Below are 17,895 nucleotides of genomic sequence, written 5' to 3'. Positions count from 1 at the left end.
GGTTAAATTATTTTGTTACAAAAAAAGATGCAGCATTTACTTGTTTGCTTAACTCCGGTGTGATTACCATCCCCGATACCATGGGCTTGCCTGCGATATATGTGTTTATGTATTTAGCAATATCGGCACGGCTAACTTTTTGATAGTTATTGTTAAGATCAGTGTAGTAATTGAATGATGTGCTACACCACTGAAAGCTTAACTGCGATGGCAGCGAAGACGGTTTCTCTAACTCGCGGCTATGGTTACGCAGCAAAATAGCTTTAGCATCGGTAAGTTGCTCATCAGTGTAGTAATCTGCTTTGCCCCACATGGCTATCTGGTTGCGCACTTCATCATTACACTCCTTAAGTTTTGTTGGGTTTGGTACCACAAACATATCTATCATACCGGTATAGTGGCTGGTACCATAGCTTACACTTGCTGATGAAGCAAGCCCTTTATCAATAAGTGCCTGCTGTAATTTAGACGAATTTAAGCCTACAACAGCAGTGAAAACATCAGCAGCAACGGTTGATGCAGAATCTGTCATATAAGCGGGGCCTTGCCATGCATACATCATCATAGGCGTACGTGCTATCGACATTTCCTTTACAAAAGCATCATTCCGGGCAAGCGGCGGGAACGCAGGGATAGGATACTTTACATGCGGATCGAAGCCGCTGTTTGGCCAGTCCCCAAAGATGTCTTCGGCCCTTTTAAAGGCATCGTCATGCTTTACATCGCCACATATTGTTAGCAAACTATTGTTGGGATGATAATATTTATTTTTGATGATGGTCATCTTCTCCGGTGTTGCAGTATTGATCACCTCGTGGATGCCAATGGCCATTTTGCGGGTAATGAGGTCGCCCCACATCCTTTTGCTTAACTCAAAATATAGCTGGAAACCTGGGTTACTCTCGTTACGCTGAAATTCGCCGTCAACAACCGGGCGTTCTTTTACCATTTCTTCCTGTTTAAAATCGGGGAAACGGATACATGAGTTCATTAAGTGCAAACCGCCGTCCAGGTTATCCTTACCAACGGTAAAGTAGTAGTTTACGCGCTCATCGCCGGTGGTGCCGTTCCAGATAGCGCCAAGTTCCTGTGTACGTTTCAGAAATTTCTCTTGCGAAGGGTAATCCTTATTCGCTTTAAAAAACATATGTTCAAACAAATGTGATAAGCCGCTGTACTCGGGGCCTTCGGTGTAGGCGCCATTTTTTACAGCAATTTCGATTGTAGTAAGCGGCACTTTGCTGTTTTCGATTACAACAACATCCAATCCATTTGGCAGCTTCTTGTAAAAGTAGCCCTCGGGTAGCCGGGGCTGGGCAATCGCGCACAGGGTTGTTAGCATCCCAACGGCGGTAACCGTTAATAGTTTAGTAATTTTAAGGGTCATATACTTGCTTTGATATCGTGTTAGAGTATGATTCCCCTAATATATTACAAGTATTTAAAAATAGCTAAGGGTTGTTACCGAAATTTAATGACCACCCTTTTAGCCGATACATTTTCTAAAAATGGTTTAAAAATCAAATTGGCATTCTCGCGGGCTTTGCCCAACAAGTTCATTTCGGTAGCGGTGGTTAGCATCTTCTTTTCGGCCAGTTTGTACACATCCTCTACCATGGCACGTGCCTTATCTGGAAACCAAACGCCGGATACATCGTACACCTTTGATTTTTGGTGATCAAGTTTAACGTAACATATCTCAGGCTGGGGCAAGGTTATCTCCATCGTGTCTTTACTTTGGTTAATGTCTGCACGTTTTACTTTAGTAAGATCTATACAGGCGGTCACCTCTCCTACTGCGACAAACAATACACGCGAATCGGGCAAGATTCGGTACAGTTCTTTCTTCTCCACCACATCTTTCATGGCGTATTTTACCAATTCCAGCTTACCCATGCTTATCACGCGCGATACCATGGCATCTTCGGTAACCTCTGTGCGGGTGGTGTTAAATTCATGTTTGATATAAAAGAAAAGGAAGATCAAAAACCCGGTAATGATTAGGGCGAAGACAAGGGTTAAGGATGTTTTGGAGCGTTGGGTATTTAACATGGGTAATAAATAAAAGAACCAAGCCATTGAGATTAAGGAAACAAGAAAGAAAATAATAACAGGTATTTTCTCTCTTGATTCTCATCTCTCTTGTTAAGCGTAAGTAACGTTTAAGGTAATTGGCACATTAAGTGCTTTAGATACAATACAGCCTGCCTTTGCGCCTTCTGCAACTTCTTTAAATTTAGCTTCGTCCACACCATCAATAACAGATGCTTTCAGTTCCAGGTGGATGCCTTTAATTTCTAATGCTTGCATATCAAGGTCAAGGATTGCATCGGTAGTTAAGTCGCCCGGGGTGATACCTTGCTGGGTTAAAGCCGCGCCAACTGCCATAGTAAAGCAACCGGCGTGTGCAGCAGCAATCAGTTCTTCGGGGTTGGTACCCACGCCATCTGCAAAACGGGTTTTGAATGAATATTGTGTTTTGTTAAGAATGGTGCTTTGTGTGGTTATTTCGCCTCTACCTTCTTGTAAGGTGCCATTCCAATGTGCATTTGCTGTACGTTTCATAATTTTATGTTTTTCTGAGTTTTTGCTAATTTAATATATGTTAGGCCGTTTTAAAAATTATACGTGTTAAGTAATCGTAAATTTCATCGCAGCTATCTTACTCACCCGACTACGCTCCGCTGGTCGACCCTCTCTGCTGCGCAAAGAGGGTAAAAATTTTTTTTGTAGCTGCTCCCTCTCCTTCGGAGAGGGCTGGGGAGAGGCTCTTACCATTTCGCACGTTCGTACTGCACGGGCCACTCCACCTCTACACCAAGTTCGTGCGCGGCACGTAACGGGAAGTGCGGATCGCGCAGAAACTCGCGGGCCATTACCACCATGTCTGCCTGCCCGGTTTCGATGATCTCGTTGGCTTGTTTGGATTCGGTTATTAAACCAACCGCGCCGGTAAGGATCCCGGTATGCTTTTTAATTGCTTCGGCAAACTCAACCTGATAACCGGGCTTAAGCGTGATCTTTGCACCTGCAACGTTTCCCCCTGTAGAACTATCTACCAGGTCAACCCCCTTTTCATTCAATATTTTAGCTAACGCGATGGAATCATCAATAGTCCATGCACCTTCCGTCCAATCGGTTGTAGACAGGCGTACAAACAGCGGGTATTCTGCCGGCCAAACCTCTTTCACGGCATCTATTACCTCTAACAAAAAGCGGCTGCGGTTCTCGAACGAGCCACCATATTCATCCGTACGCTTATTGCTATGCGGCGACAAAAATTCGTTGATTAGGTAACCATGTGCACCATGCAACTCTACAACTTTAAAACCCGCTTTAACAGCACGGATGGTAGCCGCTTTAAAATCGGCAATAACTTTGGCTATTCCTGCTTTATCCAGTTCTACAGGCACAGTTTCGCTGCTGCTGAAGGCAACCGCACTTGGCGCTACCGATTGCCAGCCATTTTCTTCGTTGGGTTGGATCTGTTTGCCGCCGTTCCATGGCTGGGCATGACTTGCTTTGCGGCCTGCATGCGCCAGTTGCACACCGGTTACAGCGCCATGCTCTTCAATAAAAGTGGTTATTTCTTTCAGCTTGGCAATGTGTTCGTCCTTCCAGATTCCCAAGTCGGCAAAGCTGATACGGCCTTCGGGTGATACCGCGGTTGCTTCAGTAATAATAAGCGACGCGCCACCCGTTGCAAATGCACCCAAATGCACAAGGTGCCAATTACTTGCAAAACCATCAACGCTTGAGTATTGGCACATGGGCGATACTACAATGCGGTTTTTAAATTCGATACTTTTTATTTTAAGCGGAGAAAAAAGATGCGGCATGTTGTGTTTGTTTGTTGTACAAATATGTACAAGTAACATGCATTAGGGTTCATGGTTTTGTCATGAACCCAATAGGCATCATTTATTTACGTAGGAATGAAGATTGGATATTATAGTGGCGTTACGGAGTTGAAACCGCGACAGGCAGTACCTTGCCATTAAAAAAACGGTGACCCGATAAGGCGAAATCGGCAATATATTTACCCATTTCGAACGCCATAACCGGCGATTCGTAACCCGGGAAAGCCTGTTCAAGCATTTCAGTTTGTGCCGATCCTAATGCGAGGCAATTTACTTTGATGCCTTGTTCTACCAGTTCTTGCGCAAGGCATTCGGTAAGCGTATGCAAAGCTGCCTTACTTGCCGAATAGGCCGACAAACCGTTAAACTTAGCACTTCCCTGGAAGCCGCCCATGCTGCCGATATTAAGGATATGCGAACCATCGCCCATAAACTTCAACAGGCTTTGAATAATACGCACGTGGCCTATGTAGTTACTTTGCAGCATTTCAACAAAATCGCTCTCCTGCAACTGAATAAATGGTTTATTAATGAGCACCCCGGCATTATTTACCAATGCATCAACCTTTCCATCAAAGTTTGCCGTTATAAACTGTTCCAATCCGGCATAATCATCATGCACTATATCAAAGGCGATAGCAAAAACCTCACAATCAGGATTTAAGCTTTTTGCAATTTCCAGCAAACGGGTAAGCTTTTCCTGCGATCGCGCAAGCGCCATTACCTTATGTTTACCCGATAATATCAATTCCAATACAGCCTCGAATCCAACGCCGCTGCTGGCGCCTGTTATAATGATGTTCATAGTTTAAATGGATCTATCAATTCCACTTTATTACCAAGCGATTTGAAGTCGGCAATATTATTTGTCAGCAAAGGTAACTTTTGGACTAAAGCAGTAGCATAAATTATTGCATCCGGGAGTTTAATGCGGTATTGTTTGCGGATGGCTATCGTAGCTTCTGCAATAGCATCTGTTAATGGAATAACCGGTAATACACCACATAAATCAACCAAAAGCTGGTGCTCTGCTTGGTTTTTAAACGCGTATCCTAAAGCTTCGATTTTAGTTATAACTGAAATTGAAGCCTGATTTAAAATGATACCTGGTAACGCAAGGGTGTAATTTGATAAGTAAATCAAGATGTTAGTATCAAAGATCACGATCCCATTCCTTTCTTATCTCTCGTTGCCATTCAACGGGGTCTTTAATATCTTTAAAAAGATCTTGCCCTTTAGCCTTATCTAAAATTGATTTAATACGCTCATACTGGGTTGACGGTTCTTTTAAAGATGCATTATCATTTTCAACAGCAACATCATGTACATACGGGATCTCACTCAATATCTTTTTGAGCGATTCCGTGCGGTCGTCATCTACTTTCACAATCAGCGTTGTCATATTCTAAATTACTATTTATATCTCAAACTATCAACTTCTCCTCTACCGGATGTTTAATGAGGTAAAGGCCATCGCTTATCAGTTTTTTATACTCGTGCTCGTTAGTTGCTTTTTGCTCCAGGAAGTTCCTGATCTCTCCTGCCAGTATTCGTTCTGCTTCTTCATGGCCCAAAAGCTCCAATATCTCCAGGGCGCAAAGCCAATCGTCATGATGGAATTTTTGGAGCGTCATCCATACATTGCCTAAAAAGCCAAGGTCGCCGCTTGTGTGGCGCCGGTTGCGCACCTGTTGGTATAGCTTATGCAACTCCTTAGTATTGTGATCATATTCGGAGTGGTGCGTTCCTGTTATCGACTTATAAGCTATCTCTAAAAAGGCATCCTTATCGGCCGCGCCGCAAAAAACCGAGGTTATTTGTTCCCCCACTGCCATGTCGTAAACTCCCCATGATGGGTCGAATAAGACATGCCCTTTTTCACCTAAAACCGTACATTTTTCGAAAGTGATCAGCACAATTTTGTCTTTTTCGATACTTATTTTCGTCACCTTACCAGACACAGTTATACCACTTTCAAAAGTTAGGGAAACATCGTTACCAACTTCAATCCCGGCGGCTATCAAATCATCCGGTGTAAAATCTTCCAACGGTTTATCATGTCCCTTAAGCTTACCAACCGGAGAACTAAACCCATCTTTATGGTAGCTTTTGCCATGGCCTTTCAACTGTTTGTTACCAACAGAAAGCGCAGTTTCGCCGGTGGTTTTGATAAATGTTGCCTCTCCATTTTCACCTGCTTCAAATTCGGTAAAAGTGCCTGAAACCTGCAGGCCCGAACTGTAAACCGCCGTACAGGTATTTTTACTGTCGATAGCCTTTTGCAACCCATACGCCCCGCCACGGCGGAACGACATGGTATCGGCAAACTGCTCCAATACATCTATCAGGTTTTGGAACGTTGGGGTTACAAAAAGCTGCGGCTGCGTTTTGGTGATATCGTAACTGTAATTTACAGCATCAATGGTATAAGGTAGTTTCTTAACCTCGTCCAGCATGCAACTGGCGCTTTCACCTATTGAAGATAGCAGGCCGGCCCCGTAGATCTTTGGCTTTTGCAGCGTACCTATCAGGCCGTACTCCACCGTCCACCAGTGCAGGCGGCTTAGGAGGGCCATTTCGGATGGTTCGCCCATGTTGTCCTGATACCAGGCAACCAGTTCGTCCGCTTTCTTAATTTCTGCTTCCTCGGCATCGGGCATTTCTTTTAGTATGGATAATGCGCGGATGGCCTCATACAACTCAAAATCTTGCGCGCTAAACATCGCCTTGGCCCCTATTGACCCAAAGTAACTCAGGTATTCGTGGTAATCTTTATCGGCGATAATTGGCGCATGCCCTGCCGACTCATGTATAATATCAGGCGCGGGCGTATATTCGATATGTTTTAACTGGCGGATGTCGGCAGCGATGACAAGTACGCGGTAAGCCTGGTACTCCATAAAGGCCGCGGGCGGTATAAAACCATCGACCGTAACGGCACCCCAGCCAATTTTTGCCAACGCGTTATTCATATCCTGCAGGTCGGGGATCTTCTCGATAGTCAACCCTGCTTTTTGCAAGCCGGGGATATACGGATAATACGCGACATCTTTAAGGTAGCTGTAGTTTTGGCGCATTACGTAACGCCACACGGCGTGGTCTACCGGGGTATAATGTTCGTAATGCTGGTCAACAATAAATTGCTTTAAATGGCGCGGCAATGCCGCAACCTGCGGGTTATTAAAATCATTAAAATCGCTCATTCCTCAAAATCCGGTTAATAACACAAACACGAAATTAGGAAATAAGGTTTAGCTAAATGCCGATTATACCAGATAAATTGCGGAAATATTACTTTTTATTGGGGCGAAAAAATCGCACCCGATATTAAATATTTTAAAAGGATTGATTTTCGGAATTATCTTCTGTTTTAGGCAAACCCTCTTCTAAACGGCTTGGGCGAATAACATAATATACACCCAACAAAGCGACAAGGAGCGATATAATATAGAATGTTCCCGGCAGGAAAGTAGCCAGGCTCTCGTCCATTGGGAAAACTTTAGTTAATTGAAGGAACACCGTTTCGCGGATCCCCGCACCGCCTATACTAATAGGAAGAATAGTTGCCAAAGCAGATATTAAGAACGACAATAAGTACGGAGAATATTTGCCGGTAAAATCCTGCCCTATCATTACAAAAACAATTGCAATTAGCTGTAGGCTTTGCACCCCTACAGCTTTAAGGTGTGCCTGCCAAAAATAGTGCGTGTACTCTTTAAAGAATTTGTAAGCCACAAAATAATAAACGACAGACGCCACAACAAATATACTCAGCGGGATGCCGATATGGATATCGATCTGCGGGATCAAAAATACAAGCGCTACAATAATCAGCCCTATAGCCCAAAGGCCGCTCAACCTGTCAAACATAATAGCCCAAAACACCTTTTTTGCTGGCAGCTTATAGTTTTTATGAAGCAGGTAAATCTTGTAACCATCGCCACCGATACCACCCGGTAGCAGGAAATTATAGAACAAACCCAGCAGGTATAAACGGAAATTAAAGCGCGGATCGAGCTTTAATTTGATGGATTTAAAGAAACTTGATAAACGCCACGACGAGATCACCATTGATGCAAAAAAGCTGACCAATGCCGCAAGCATCCACCAATAATTAGCGTGTATCAAACGGTACTTAACCTTTTCTAAAGGCACCTTTCTGAATACGAAGTACAACAAAACACCTGTAACGACAAATTTAAGCAGCAACTTGGTAATACTCCACAAACGTTGTTTTAAGGTTTTGGGGGCAACCAGTTCCTGTGCTTCGTCCTCTTCGGCTTGTGCTAAGTCTTTCATTAACTGCAAAGGTAATAAATTAGTGATTAGTTGATTTGTGATTGGAGATTAGTTAACATACCTTAACATTAGCATTATAAAATCACCCTAACTGCAGCGCAAAAGTTTACAATATAATGTGTGCCCAGGCTCAACTAATCTCTAATTATCTAATCACTAATCTCTAAAAAAACGGTATTTTTGCGCAAATTTCTATCAGATATGAGTAAGGTAAAAGTTGGGATAGTGCAGATGAACTGCACCGCAAACAAACAGGAAAACCTGGATAAAGCTATTATTAAAGTACGCGAGGCAGCCGCTAACGGCGCGCAGATAATTTGCCTGCAGGAGCTTTTTACATCGCTGTATTTTTGCGATGTGGAGGATTACGATAACTTTAAGTTAGCCGAGCCTGTCCCCGGCCCATCCACCGATGCTTTGCAAAAAGTAGCCGGCGAACTGGGTGTAGTGATCATCGCATCTTTATTTGAGAAACGCGCGCAAGGCGTTTACCACAATACTACCGCAGTTTTAGATGCCGATGGCAGCTACCTGGGCAAGTACCGCAAAATGCACATCCCCGACGATCCCGGCTTTTACGAGAAATTTTACTTTACCCCCGGCGACCTGGGTTACAAAGTTTTCAAAACCAAATTTGCTACCATAGGCGTACTCATCTGTTGGGACCAATGGTACCCGGAAGCTGCCCGCATTACCGCTTTGATGGGTGCCGAGATCTTGTTCTATCCAACCGCAATTGGTTGGGCCACCACGCAGGACGAAGCTACCAACGTTAAACAATATAACGCATGGCAAACCATACAGCGCAGCCATGCTATTGCCAATGGCGTGCACGTGGTAAGCGTAAACCGTGTTGGCGAAGAAGCCGGTGTTAAATTTTGGGGAGGCTCGTTCTTTGCCGATCCGTTTGGCGAATTATTGCACCAAACTACTGTTGAACAGGAAGAAGTGATCGTTAAGGAACTCGACCTTGCCCAGTCTGATTATTACCGCAGCCACTGGCCGTTCTTACGTGACAGAAGAATTGACAGTTACCAACCGATTACGAAAAGACTTTTAGACAACGATTAGTTAACCGACAATTCCCCCACTCGTCATTGCGAGGTACAAAGCAATCTCTACATAGGCAGGTCAGCCCTGTATAGCAAAGAGATTGCTTCGTACCTCGCAATGACGGTCTAATACAGTATTACTATGAGCCAACCATCAACCAATACATTCCCAAACTTAAAAGGCTTCCAATTTCCGGCTGAATGGGCAAAGCAAGACGCTATGTGGCTTAGCTGGCCGCATAAGGAGGCTTCGTGGCCGGGCAAATTGCCGCTTGTTTATCCGCAGTATTGCGAGTTCATCAAGGTGGTTTCCGAAGGGCAATTGGTTCGCATAAATACGGTTGATGCGCAAATGACCGCTTTTGCCAAACAGCAATTGCAGGCTGCCAGTGTAGATCTGAAAAAGGTTGATTTTTTTGAGTTTGGTACAAACGATGCCTGGTGCCGCGACCATGGGCCCGCTTTTTTGGTGAATTATAAGACCAACGAAAAGATAATTGTCGACTGGGGCTACAACGCCTGGGGCGATAAATACCCTCCGTACGATCTGGATGACGTTATCCCGACAAAAATTGGAAAGCAGTTTAACCTGCCCGTTTACCACCCCGGCATTGTGATGGAGGGCGGTTCGGTTGATTTTAACGGCGCGGGCACTTTGCTTACTACCACCGCTTGCCTGCTTAATAAAAACCGTAACCCACATTTAAACCAGCAGCAAATAGAAGGTTACCTGCAACACTATTACGGTGTAGAGCAAATCCTTTGGTTGGGAGATGGCATTGTTGGTGACGATACCGACGGCCACATTGATGATATTACCCGTTTTGTAAATACCGATACCGTGGTTACTGTTGTTGAGCATAACAACAACGACGCGAATTACCACCTGTTGCAAGAGAACCTGCAAACCCTAAAAACCATGCGCCTGCTGAATGGCAAACAGCTAAACATTGTGGAGCTGCCCATGCCCGAACCGGTAATATACGATGACCAGCGACTCCCTGCATCATACGCTAACTTTTATATTGCCAATGCCGCGGTGGTTGTACCAACATTCCGCTCGCACCATGACGATAAAGCGCTGGATATTATCCAGGGATGCTTCCCCGACAGAAAGGTTGTTGGCATAGATTCGACAGACATTATTTGGGGATTAGGGAGTTTCCATTGTTTGAGCCAGCAGGAGCCGGCGGTTTAGGGTTATTGTAGAGCCGTGAAATACATTTTATTATAGAAATGCGATACTACGCGCCTCACTTTAGAACGGTCACGAAATATTTATTAATCGCATATCACCAGATACGCGACATATCACGCTTCGAAGAAACACCCAACCTAATTTTTCACCGACAATTCCCCCACACTTACCGACTTGTTTAATCATATTGCCAATATTAGGTTTGCATATCTGCAATCTTAAGTTAGTTTTGGTTAAGATTAAATAGAACAACACCATGTCCAATCATATAGACGAAACAAACCGTACCCCAAAAAACAAGGTTTTAGCCGGGGTGATACTATTGGCAGTAGGCGGTATACTGCTTGTAAAACAATTTAACTTTTTCTTTTTCCCAAACTGGTTGTTAAGCTGGCCTGTAGGGCTCATAGTTATAGGCCTGTATTTTGGGGCTAAACATAATTTCCGTAAACCTATATGGTTTATATTAGTCATAATTGGTGCGCTCAATTTCCTTGACGATATTTTCCCAAGGGTTGACTGGGGCGACATCGCTTTCCCGGTGATCCTTATCTCTTTTGGTTTATGGATCATTATGCGTAAAAGGAACGAACCCGTTATCCCTAATAACGATTACTGGGATAAAAAGTACAACGCAAATCCATTTGGCACGCCCACTGGCGAAAAACCATTGGCAAACTTTGATACCGACGGCACAGCCGAACAGGAAACTGCCGAGCAGCCCATTGGCAACATCCCGCCACCCACACAAGATGATTACCTTAACGCTACCGCGATATTTGGCGGTGTTAACAAAACCATCCTATCTAAAAACTTCCAGGGGGGCGATATTACCAACGTGTTTGGCGGTACCGAACTTGATTTTACACAGGCGGATATCCACGGCCGCGTTACGATCGATATTACCCAAATGTTTGGCGGCACCAAGATCATCGTTCCGGCCAACTGGCATGTAGTGCCAGATCTGGCAGCCGTATTTGCAGGCGTAGACGATAAGCGCATTAAAACCGCAAAGCCCAACCCTGCCGAAAAGGTGCTGGTGCTAAAAGGCGTATCCATATTTGCGGGGGTAGATATCCGCAGCTATTAACAAAATTTATAACTGTTTTATCTAAGCCCTCTCCTTCGGAGAGGGCTTAGGTGAGGCTACTAAATAAAAAGCTTTGGCGGCATCACACATATCGCAATCAAAATTACTTGGGGCCTTCACGGTTTGTGGCCTGGTATGGGCTGCCCTGCAGGCATACATTATACATGGCTTCGGTTTCCCGTGGGTGACCGCAACAAGCGATGCGGGCATAAGTGCATTGCTTTTGGCAGGTGCTTGCTGGCTTATCAATAACAACCTGCGCTATTACCAGCCCGATAAAGAAAGCTATATCTACCTGCTGATATGGTGCGCGGCACTTGCCGGTGCCTGTATTGCCGGCATCCGTTACGTTATGCCTTTGTTCAATATGGGGCAGGTGTATTTTAACTTTCTGCAACAATCATTAGTGATAAGGTTTTTCACGCTATTTTTGGCTATCGGGTGGATGGCCATGATCAGCGCCCTGTGGTACTCGCAGCTCGACCATAAAAAGACTGTAGAACGAAAAACCGAGGCCGAAAAACTTGCCCGCGATGCCGAGTTATATAACCTTCGCCAGCAATTACAGCCGCACTTTTTGTTCAACAGCCTAAACTCAATCAACGCCCTTATTGGCTTTAAGCCTGATGAAGCCAGGCGAATGATCCACCAGTTATCAGACTTTTTGCGGGGAACCCTAAAAAAAGACGACCAGCTTTTGGTGCCCCTAAGCGATGAGCTTGCGCATTTAAATTTATACCTCGATATAGAAAAAGTGCGTTTTGGTCACCGCCTGCAAACCGAGATAAGCTGCGACGATAAATGTGGGGAAGCTGTGCTGCCATCGTTACTGCTGCAACCACTGGTAGAGAATGCCATTAAGTTTGGTTTATACGATACTACCGACGATGTTACCATTAGCGTACGTGCCGAAACCGAAGACCAATATCTCATCATTATGATCCAAAACCCTTATGATCCTAAAACAAGCAGGCGCAGCAAGGGCACCGGTTTTGGCCTAAGCGGTGTGCAAAGACGGCTTTATTTGATATTTGCACGTAATGATTTAATGGAAACTCACGCAAATGATAATATATTTACAACCATAATAAAAATACCGCAGTTATGATCAGCGCTTTAATTATTGACGACGAGCCCCTGGCCCGTATGGTTGTACAAGAATATTTACTGGATTTCCCCCTGATAACCGTACTGCAGGAATGTGGCGACGGATTTGAAGGCCTTAAAGCCATACAACAGCACCAGCCCGACCTGATATTTTTAGACGTGCAGATGCCCAAGATAAACGGCTTCGAGATGCTGGAACTGGTAGATAACCCACCCGCTGTAATTTTCGCCACTGCGTTTGATGAGTACGCCATTAAAGCTTTTGAGGCACATGCGGTTGATTACCTTTTAAAGCCTTTTAGCAAGGAGCGTTTTACCAAGGCGATAGAAAAGTTATTAGCCCAAGCCCCTGCCGGCCCTACCCCGGTAACCCGCACCAATCCGTTGTTAGAAGAAGCGGCACAATCGCCCGCGCAAAACGAGCGTATTGTGGTAAAAACCGGCACCAAAGTAAAGATCATATCTGTACAGGATGTTGAATACCTGCAAGCCGACGATGATTATGTAAGCGTAATTACTGCCGAAGGTGCCTTCCTTAAAAACAAGACCATGGCGTTCTTCGAGAAAACGCTTGACCCTCGGTACTTTGTGCGCGTGCACCGCTCCTACATCATAGCGATTCAGCAAATAACTCGGTTGGACCCATACGAGAAAGACAGCCACCTGGCGATCCTAAAATCGGGTGCTAAGATCCCGGTTAGTAAAACAGGGTATGTGAAATTGAAACAGGTATTGGGGATATAGCCGCTTATTACTTTTTATTGAGTGATCTTACTACGGCCAGTGCCTTCTCTGAATGCCCTGCGCCGCTCAGCATCGCCTCATATGAAAATGCGATCTTGCCCTTCATATCTACCACAAAAGTTTGTCTGCCACTCATAAAGAATTTCTTTTGAACGCCAAACATTTTGTAAACCTTATTATCGGGGTCGCTTAATAAAACAAACGGCAGTTTATAATGATCTGCAAAAGCCTTATGGCTTTGCACGGTTCCGCCATTTATGCCTATCACCTGCGCACCGGCCTTGGTATAATCGTCAAAACTATCGCGGAACGCACAGGCTTCTTTGGTACAAACCATGCTTTCATCTTTTGGGTAAAAATAAACGACCATGATATGCTTCCCAATCTCATCTTTAATGTTAAAAGCCTTGCCGTTTTGGTCTTTCAACGTAAAGTTGGGTACCGCATCCCCAATTGCTAAGGGTTTAGACGGGTTTTGTGCCGATGCAGCCATCGATATAAATAAAGTAAATGCAAACGTTGCGAAGATATTTTTCATGGAGATATTTTAAATAAATACGCAGTTTAATGCTAAAGCGATTTACGCCTAATCATTTTTTTCAAATAAACGGTCACTTGTTCCTGCGATAAGCCTGCCAGACTTATCTATCTCTCCAACTTCCATACCCTTTCAACAACACCTGCCTCGGCCAGTTCTCTTTTAAATTGGGCACAGCTTTTAAATTGTAGGGTAGTGAGCAACCTGGTTTCCAAAGTTAAACTAAAACTATTTTTTTCGAACGGCCAGGGTTTTATGGTAAGCGTACCGCTATCATTCTCCATCAGCTTATATTGTTTATCATTCGGGCCTTGGCTTACTTCTATCACGCGGCTTTCAGGCTGTACTTCATTTTGGGCGAGTAATAACGAAAAAGCATCGCACCATTCTAATAAACCATAAGCTCGGTTAGCTTCTTTTGAGGCGATTCCAAGTTCCTTAATCCATTGCTTTTGAAACTTTACCTGCTCCTCCAAAAAAGATCTTACTGCCGGGTTGGTGCGAGCTTCGTCTTTATGCAGGAAACTCATGTGGATAGATGTAAGCAGGGCTATATAGCGGCTTTTTGAGATTGAAAAATTGTGCAGCCTTTGGCAATGCTCAGCCTCAAACTTTTTCATACTAAAATCTATTGGGCCGCCTTGCGGGGTCAGCAGGTCGTCGGCTTCCAGTTCGGTTTGGGCATCGTCGTGGTCGGCAATTGCTATAAGGGTTTCTGTCCAGCGTTCGGGGTGTTCCTTTTCACGCCATTGCATTGCAATTTGCGCGGCGAGCAAGCCATGTGCCCTTTGCGTAATAATTTCCCAACCCTGTTCCGTGTAATTAACGATCATCAAAGGGATAATCATTAAAAAGGAAAATTGTTTACATAGCTGTTAATCCTCTAACGCAACCGCATACTCACCACGCCTTGCCGCGTTATTTATGCTAAGGCGTTTGTGTAATAGTTGCTGTGCAACGGCTACATTTTCGTCTTTACCTTTCCAATGATCCATAGCGGGCTGCTGAACAGCCCTTGCAAACGAGAAGGTGAGCGCCCAGGGCAGCTTATTTTTATATTTAACATGCATGGCGTTAAGGTGCGCGCTGGCATCCTGCGCCGATTGCCCGCCCGAAAGAAAAGCCACACCGGGTACAGCCGCGGGTACACTACGCAATAAACATTCAATCGTTAAATCGGCTACCTCATCGGCATCCGCCTGTGTTGGGGCATCCTTGCCGGAAAGCACCATGTTAGGTTTCAGGATCATTCCTTCTAAATAAACGCGCTGTTTTATCAGCACTTCAAAAACAATGTGTAAAACACGCTGGGTGACCTCAAAGCATCGTTCTATGGTGTGGTTGCCATCCATCAATACTTCCGGTTCTACAATGGGTACCAGCCCGGCTTCCTGGCAAAGGGCGGCGTATTGTGCAAGGGCATAAGCGTTGGCATAGATATTACCGTCGGTAGGTGTACCATCAGCAATAGTTATCACGGCGCGCCATTTGGCAAACTTTAAACCTGCAGCAGCGTAATCTTTTAAGCGGTCGCGCAATCCGTCCAAACCTTCGGTAAGTTTTTCACCGGGAAAAGCGGGCATATCTTTAGCACCTTCGTCCAACTTAATACCGGGAATAATGCCGGCTTTTACAAGTACATCTATAAAAGGTGTGCCGTCTGTAGTAGCTTGTTTAGTGGTTTCGCTAAACAGGATCGCTCCGCTTATGCAATCGCCAAGGTGGGGAGTGGTCACGATCATTTCGCGGTATTTGCGGCGGTATTCTTCCGTTTGTGGGATGCCTGCTTCTTCGAAACGTTTGTTGGCTGTAGGGATACTTTCGTCCATAGCTAAAAGGCCCTTATCGCCTGCCATTAACCGTTGTGCGGTGGTTTTTAAACTTTGCTTATCCATAGGTATCATATATATGTAATGGCAACGTTATAACATCAAGTATTGTTGCAATTATAACATCACCCGCATGTAAAACTACATCAGGAGCACTATCCAGGCCTCATTCACCAAGCCATCATGCAAAAGTTGTTTTGCTTTTAGGTGCAGTTGTAGGTCGCGGGTTTGGCTATCGCCGATGGTGGCGTCAAAAATTTCTTTGATCTCATCGCTTTGCGCGTAGGCCTCAATGGCTTCATTCGTTGGTAATTCCTCTACATTACCCAGTTGCCCAAGATTATTGCCGGTAAGCACCTTTGAGTTGCGGATGGCTGAGGGAATAGCATCTACGCCAATACCAATCGTGCGCACGGGCTTTGCAACCTTAAACAGGTTATCGGAAGTAACTCGGCAGTACCAGTCGCCGCCAAGGCGGGCCACATGGTCGGTTTTATACTGGTCTATCGCGCCATCGGCATCCAAAATATCTTCGCTAATGTGGATGAGTTTTATTTCGGCTATTACCAAGTTGCCAGCGCCGGGGGTATCGCCAAGGCTAATGATCTCTTTCACCACGCATTCGAACTGGATCTTTGATTCGGCCACGCGGGGCGGCTTTACAAGTTCGGAGGGCAATTGAGTAAGCCCGGCCTTTATAAACTCGTTTACCCCGGCAGCATACTCCACGCTGGATAACGATACCTGCTGCACCATATCGTAATTAACAATATTGATGACACACTCGGGCACTTCCTGCAGGTTCTGCAGCGTATGCTTGGTGGTATTATCCCTTACCCTGCGGCTTGGCGAGAACACGCACACCGGCGGGTTAACGCTAAACAGGTTAAAAAAACTAAACGGACTTAGATTTATATTCCCCGCTTTATCTACCGTTGACGCCAGGCAAATAGGCCTTGGCGCAATGGCGCTGTTCAGATAAGCCTGGATCTGTAACGGGGTAAGGTCGTTAATGTTCAGTGACAGCATGTTCTTCTCCACGCGTCATTACGAGGTACGAAGCAATCTCTTTGCTATACAGGGCGGCTCTGCCTGTGTAGAGATTGCTTCTTACCTCGCAATGACGGTCTTTAATTATTTATTTCTTCAACCCTAAAATTGAAAACTCATCTTCACTTTTTTTAATAATATTGCCCAATACACCTAACCCGGTTATATCCATTTCAACAAGATCATTGGGTTGCAGCCACTGGGGTTTATAGTTAGCATCATTAAGCAAGCCGGTGCCGTTAAGTTCCAGGAAACAGCCTGTACCAACCGTGCCCGAGCCAATCACATCACCCGGCAGCACATCGCAGCCGTAAGCGCAACGTTCTATGATCTCGGCGAAGGTCCAGTCCATATCGGCCATATTGCCGCTGCTGACTTCTATGCCGTTTACGTGGCATTTCATAACCAAATTATAAGTAACGCCTGTGTGGCCTTCTTTAGGGTTAGTTTTGTATTGCTCCAACTCGTCGGGCGTAACCAACCACGGGCCTATCACGGTCGAAAAATCTTTGCCTTTTGCAGGGCCAAGGTTTAGCAGCATCTCTTCCATTTGCAGGGTGCGCGCGCTCATGTCGTTCATGATCATGTAGCCGGCTATATAGCTATCCGCATCGGCAGCTTTAATGTTGCGGCCTTTTTTGTTGAGCACAACGGCTACCTCCAATTCAAAATCGAGTTTCTGGAAATGATCTGGCATGCATTCGATTTCACCGGGGCCCTGTATAGCGTTATGGTTGGTAAAGTAAAATATCGGGTACTGGTCAAACTCGGCAATCATATCCACCTTGCGGTTGCGGCGGGCGGCGGCCACATGCTGCCTAAAGGCATAACCGTCGCGGCACGATGTAGGGTGTGGCACGGGCGCTATCAATTCATAAAACAATTCTTCCTTACCTTCTAATTTTCCGCTTTTAATAGCCTCATTTACATTTTTGGCATGCTCCATCAACTCATCGCCACCCCATAAAAATTCGTTCATGTTATCGGGTATCAGCTTATCGCACGAGTTTAGGTTATAGATATGGCCATTGATATAGATGCCCAAATGCTCCCGGTCTTCGGTTTTGTAGGATACTAATTTCATAAGGTATAATTGGTTTGTTGGAAATCAAAAGTAGTTATTTTGGT

At 45.0% G+C, this 17,895-nt stretch carries 19 protein-coding genes; 5 read left to right on the top strand and 14 right to left on the bottom strand.

Going from position 1 to position 17,895, the window contains the following annotated elements; translation table 11 throughout:
* Window positions 1–7 precede the first annotated feature (7 nt).
* The 9 genes from ACVW0P_RS05430 to ACVW0P_RS05390 form a co-directional block, all read right to left on the bottom strand.
* A complete protein-coding gene (locus ACVW0P_RS05430; RefSeq protein ID WP_457131181.1) occupies window positions 8–1,387 on the bottom strand; it encodes a M16 family metallopeptidase in 1,380 nt (459 codons plus the stop codon).
* 74 nt (window positions 1,388–1,461) lie between these two features.
* Window positions 1,462–2,052 (bottom strand): DUF4230 domain-containing protein, encoded by a 591-nt coding sequence (locus tag ACVW0P_RS05425; RefSeq protein ID WP_457131180.1) that lies wholly within the window; start codon window positions 2,050–2,052, stop codon window positions 1,462–1,464.
* Between the two features lie 93 nt (window positions 2,053–2,145).
* Entirely contained in the window at window positions 2,146–2,565 is a 420-nt protein-coding gene (locus ACVW0P_RS05420) for an OsmC family protein (RefSeq protein WP_457131179.1), read from the bottom strand.
* A gap of 206 nt (window positions 2,566–2,771) precedes the next feature.
* A complete protein-coding gene (locus tag ACVW0P_RS05415; protein ID WP_457131178.1) occupies window positions 2,772–3,839 on the bottom strand; it encodes an NADH:flavin oxidoreductase/NADH oxidase in 1,068 nt (355 codons plus the stop codon).
* A gap of 121 nt (window positions 3,840–3,960) precedes the next feature.
* Window positions 3,961–4,665, bottom strand: coding sequence for an SDR family NAD(P)-dependent oxidoreductase (locus tag ACVW0P_RS05410; RefSeq protein WP_457131177.1), 705 nt, complete (start codon window positions 4,663–4,665; stop codon window positions 3,961–3,963).
* On the bottom strand, window positions 4,662–5,003 hold the full coding sequence (locus ACVW0P_RS05405; RefSeq protein ID WP_457131176.1) for a type II toxin-antitoxin system VapC family toxin: 342 nt from the start codon (window positions 5,001–5,003) through the stop codon (window positions 4,662–4,664). Before ACVW0P_RS05405 ends, ACVW0P_RS05410 begins: the two co-directional genes overlap by 4 nt.
* A gap of 10 nt (window positions 5,004–5,013) precedes the next feature.
* Entirely contained in the window at window positions 5,014–5,262 is a 249-nt protein-coding gene (locus tag ACVW0P_RS05400; protein WP_457131175.1) for a hypothetical protein, read from the bottom strand.
* 22 nt (window positions 5,263–5,284) lie between these two features.
* Entirely contained in the window at window positions 5,285–7,063 is a 1,779-nt protein-coding gene (locus ACVW0P_RS05395) for an aromatic amino acid hydroxylase (RefSeq protein WP_457131174.1), read from the bottom strand.
* A 133-nt stretch (window positions 7,064–7,196) separates the two neighbouring features.
* Window positions 7,197–8,159 (bottom strand): lysylphosphatidylglycerol synthase transmembrane domain-containing protein, encoded by a 963-nt coding sequence (locus ACVW0P_RS05390; RefSeq protein ID WP_457131173.1) that lies wholly within the window; start codon window positions 8,157–8,159, stop codon window positions 7,197–7,199.
* A 201-nt stretch (window positions 8,160–8,360) separates the two neighbouring features.
* Between ACVW0P_RS05390 and ACVW0P_RS05385 the strand changes: the two genes are divergently transcribed.
* The 5 genes from ACVW0P_RS05385 (at window position 8,361) to ACVW0P_RS05365 (ending at window position 13,350) form a co-directional block, all read left to right on the top strand.
* Window positions 8,361–9,230, top strand: coding sequence for a carbon-nitrogen hydrolase (locus ACVW0P_RS05385; protein WP_457131172.1), 870 nt, complete (start codon window positions 8,361–8,363; stop codon window positions 9,228–9,230).
* A 123-nt stretch (window positions 9,231–9,353) separates the two neighbouring features.
* Window positions 9,354–10,409, top strand: a complete 1,056-nt coding sequence (locus ACVW0P_RS05380; protein ID WP_457131171.1) for an agmatine deiminase family protein — start codon at window positions 9,354–9,356, stop codon at window positions 10,407–10,409.
* 256 nt (window positions 10,410–10,665) lie between these two features.
* A complete protein-coding gene (locus ACVW0P_RS05375) occupies window positions 10,666–11,499 on the top strand; it encodes a LiaF transmembrane domain-containing protein (RefSeq protein WP_457131170.1) in 834 nt (277 codons plus the stop codon).
* A 73-nt stretch (window positions 11,500–11,572) separates the two neighbouring features.
* Window positions 11,573–12,607, top strand: a complete 1,035-nt coding sequence (locus tag ACVW0P_RS05370) for a sensor histidine kinase (protein WP_457131169.1) — start codon at window positions 11,573–11,575, stop codon at window positions 12,605–12,607.
* Complete coding sequence (locus ACVW0P_RS05365) at window positions 12,604–13,350, top strand: LytR/AlgR family response regulator transcription factor (RefSeq protein WP_354429334.1); 747 nt, start codon at window positions 12,604–12,606, stop codon at window positions 13,348–13,350. Before ACVW0P_RS05370 ends, ACVW0P_RS05365 begins: the two co-directional genes overlap by 4 nt.
* A gap of 7 nt (window positions 13,351–13,357) precedes the next feature.
* Here the strand turns inward: ACVW0P_RS05365 and ACVW0P_RS05360 are convergent, their stop codons facing one another.
* The 5 genes from ACVW0P_RS05360 to ACVW0P_RS05340 form a co-directional block, all read right to left on the bottom strand.
* Entirely contained in the window at window positions 13,358–13,888 is a 531-nt protein-coding gene (locus tag ACVW0P_RS05360; RefSeq protein ID WP_457131168.1) for a peroxiredoxin, read from the bottom strand.
* A gap of 107 nt (window positions 13,889–13,995) precedes the next feature.
* Entirely contained in the window at window positions 13,996–14,721 is a 726-nt protein-coding gene (locus tag ACVW0P_RS05355) for a DUF3891 family protein (RefSeq protein ID WP_457131167.1), read from the bottom strand.
* Between the two features lie 42 nt (window positions 14,722–14,763).
* The gene (locus ACVW0P_RS05350; RefSeq protein ID WP_457131166.1) at window positions 14,764–15,783 is read right to left on the bottom strand and encodes a class I fructose-bisphosphate aldolase; all 1,020 of its coding nucleotides are present in this window, start codon (window positions 15,781–15,783) and stop codon (window positions 14,764–14,766) included.
* Window positions 15,784–15,858: 75 nt separating this feature from the next.
* Window positions 15,859–16,746 carry a flavin reductase family protein gene (locus tag ACVW0P_RS05345; RefSeq protein WP_457131500.1) on the bottom strand — a complete coding sequence of 296 codons (888 nt, stop codon included), beginning with the start codon at window positions 16,744–16,746 and terminating at the stop codon, window positions 15,859–15,861.
* Window positions 16,747–16,855: 109 nt separating this feature from the next.
* A complete protein-coding gene (locus ACVW0P_RS05340; protein WP_457131165.1) occupies window positions 16,856–17,851 on the bottom strand; it encodes a fumarylacetoacetate hydrolase family protein in 996 nt (331 codons plus the stop codon).
* Between the last annotated feature and the right edge of the window lie 44 nt (window positions 17,852–17,895).

Source organism: Mucilaginibacter sp. UYNi724 (genome assembly GCF_054057495.1).
The sequence above is the reverse complement of the archived record's forward strand: the minus strand, read 5'-3'. Positions and strand labels throughout refer to the sequence as shown.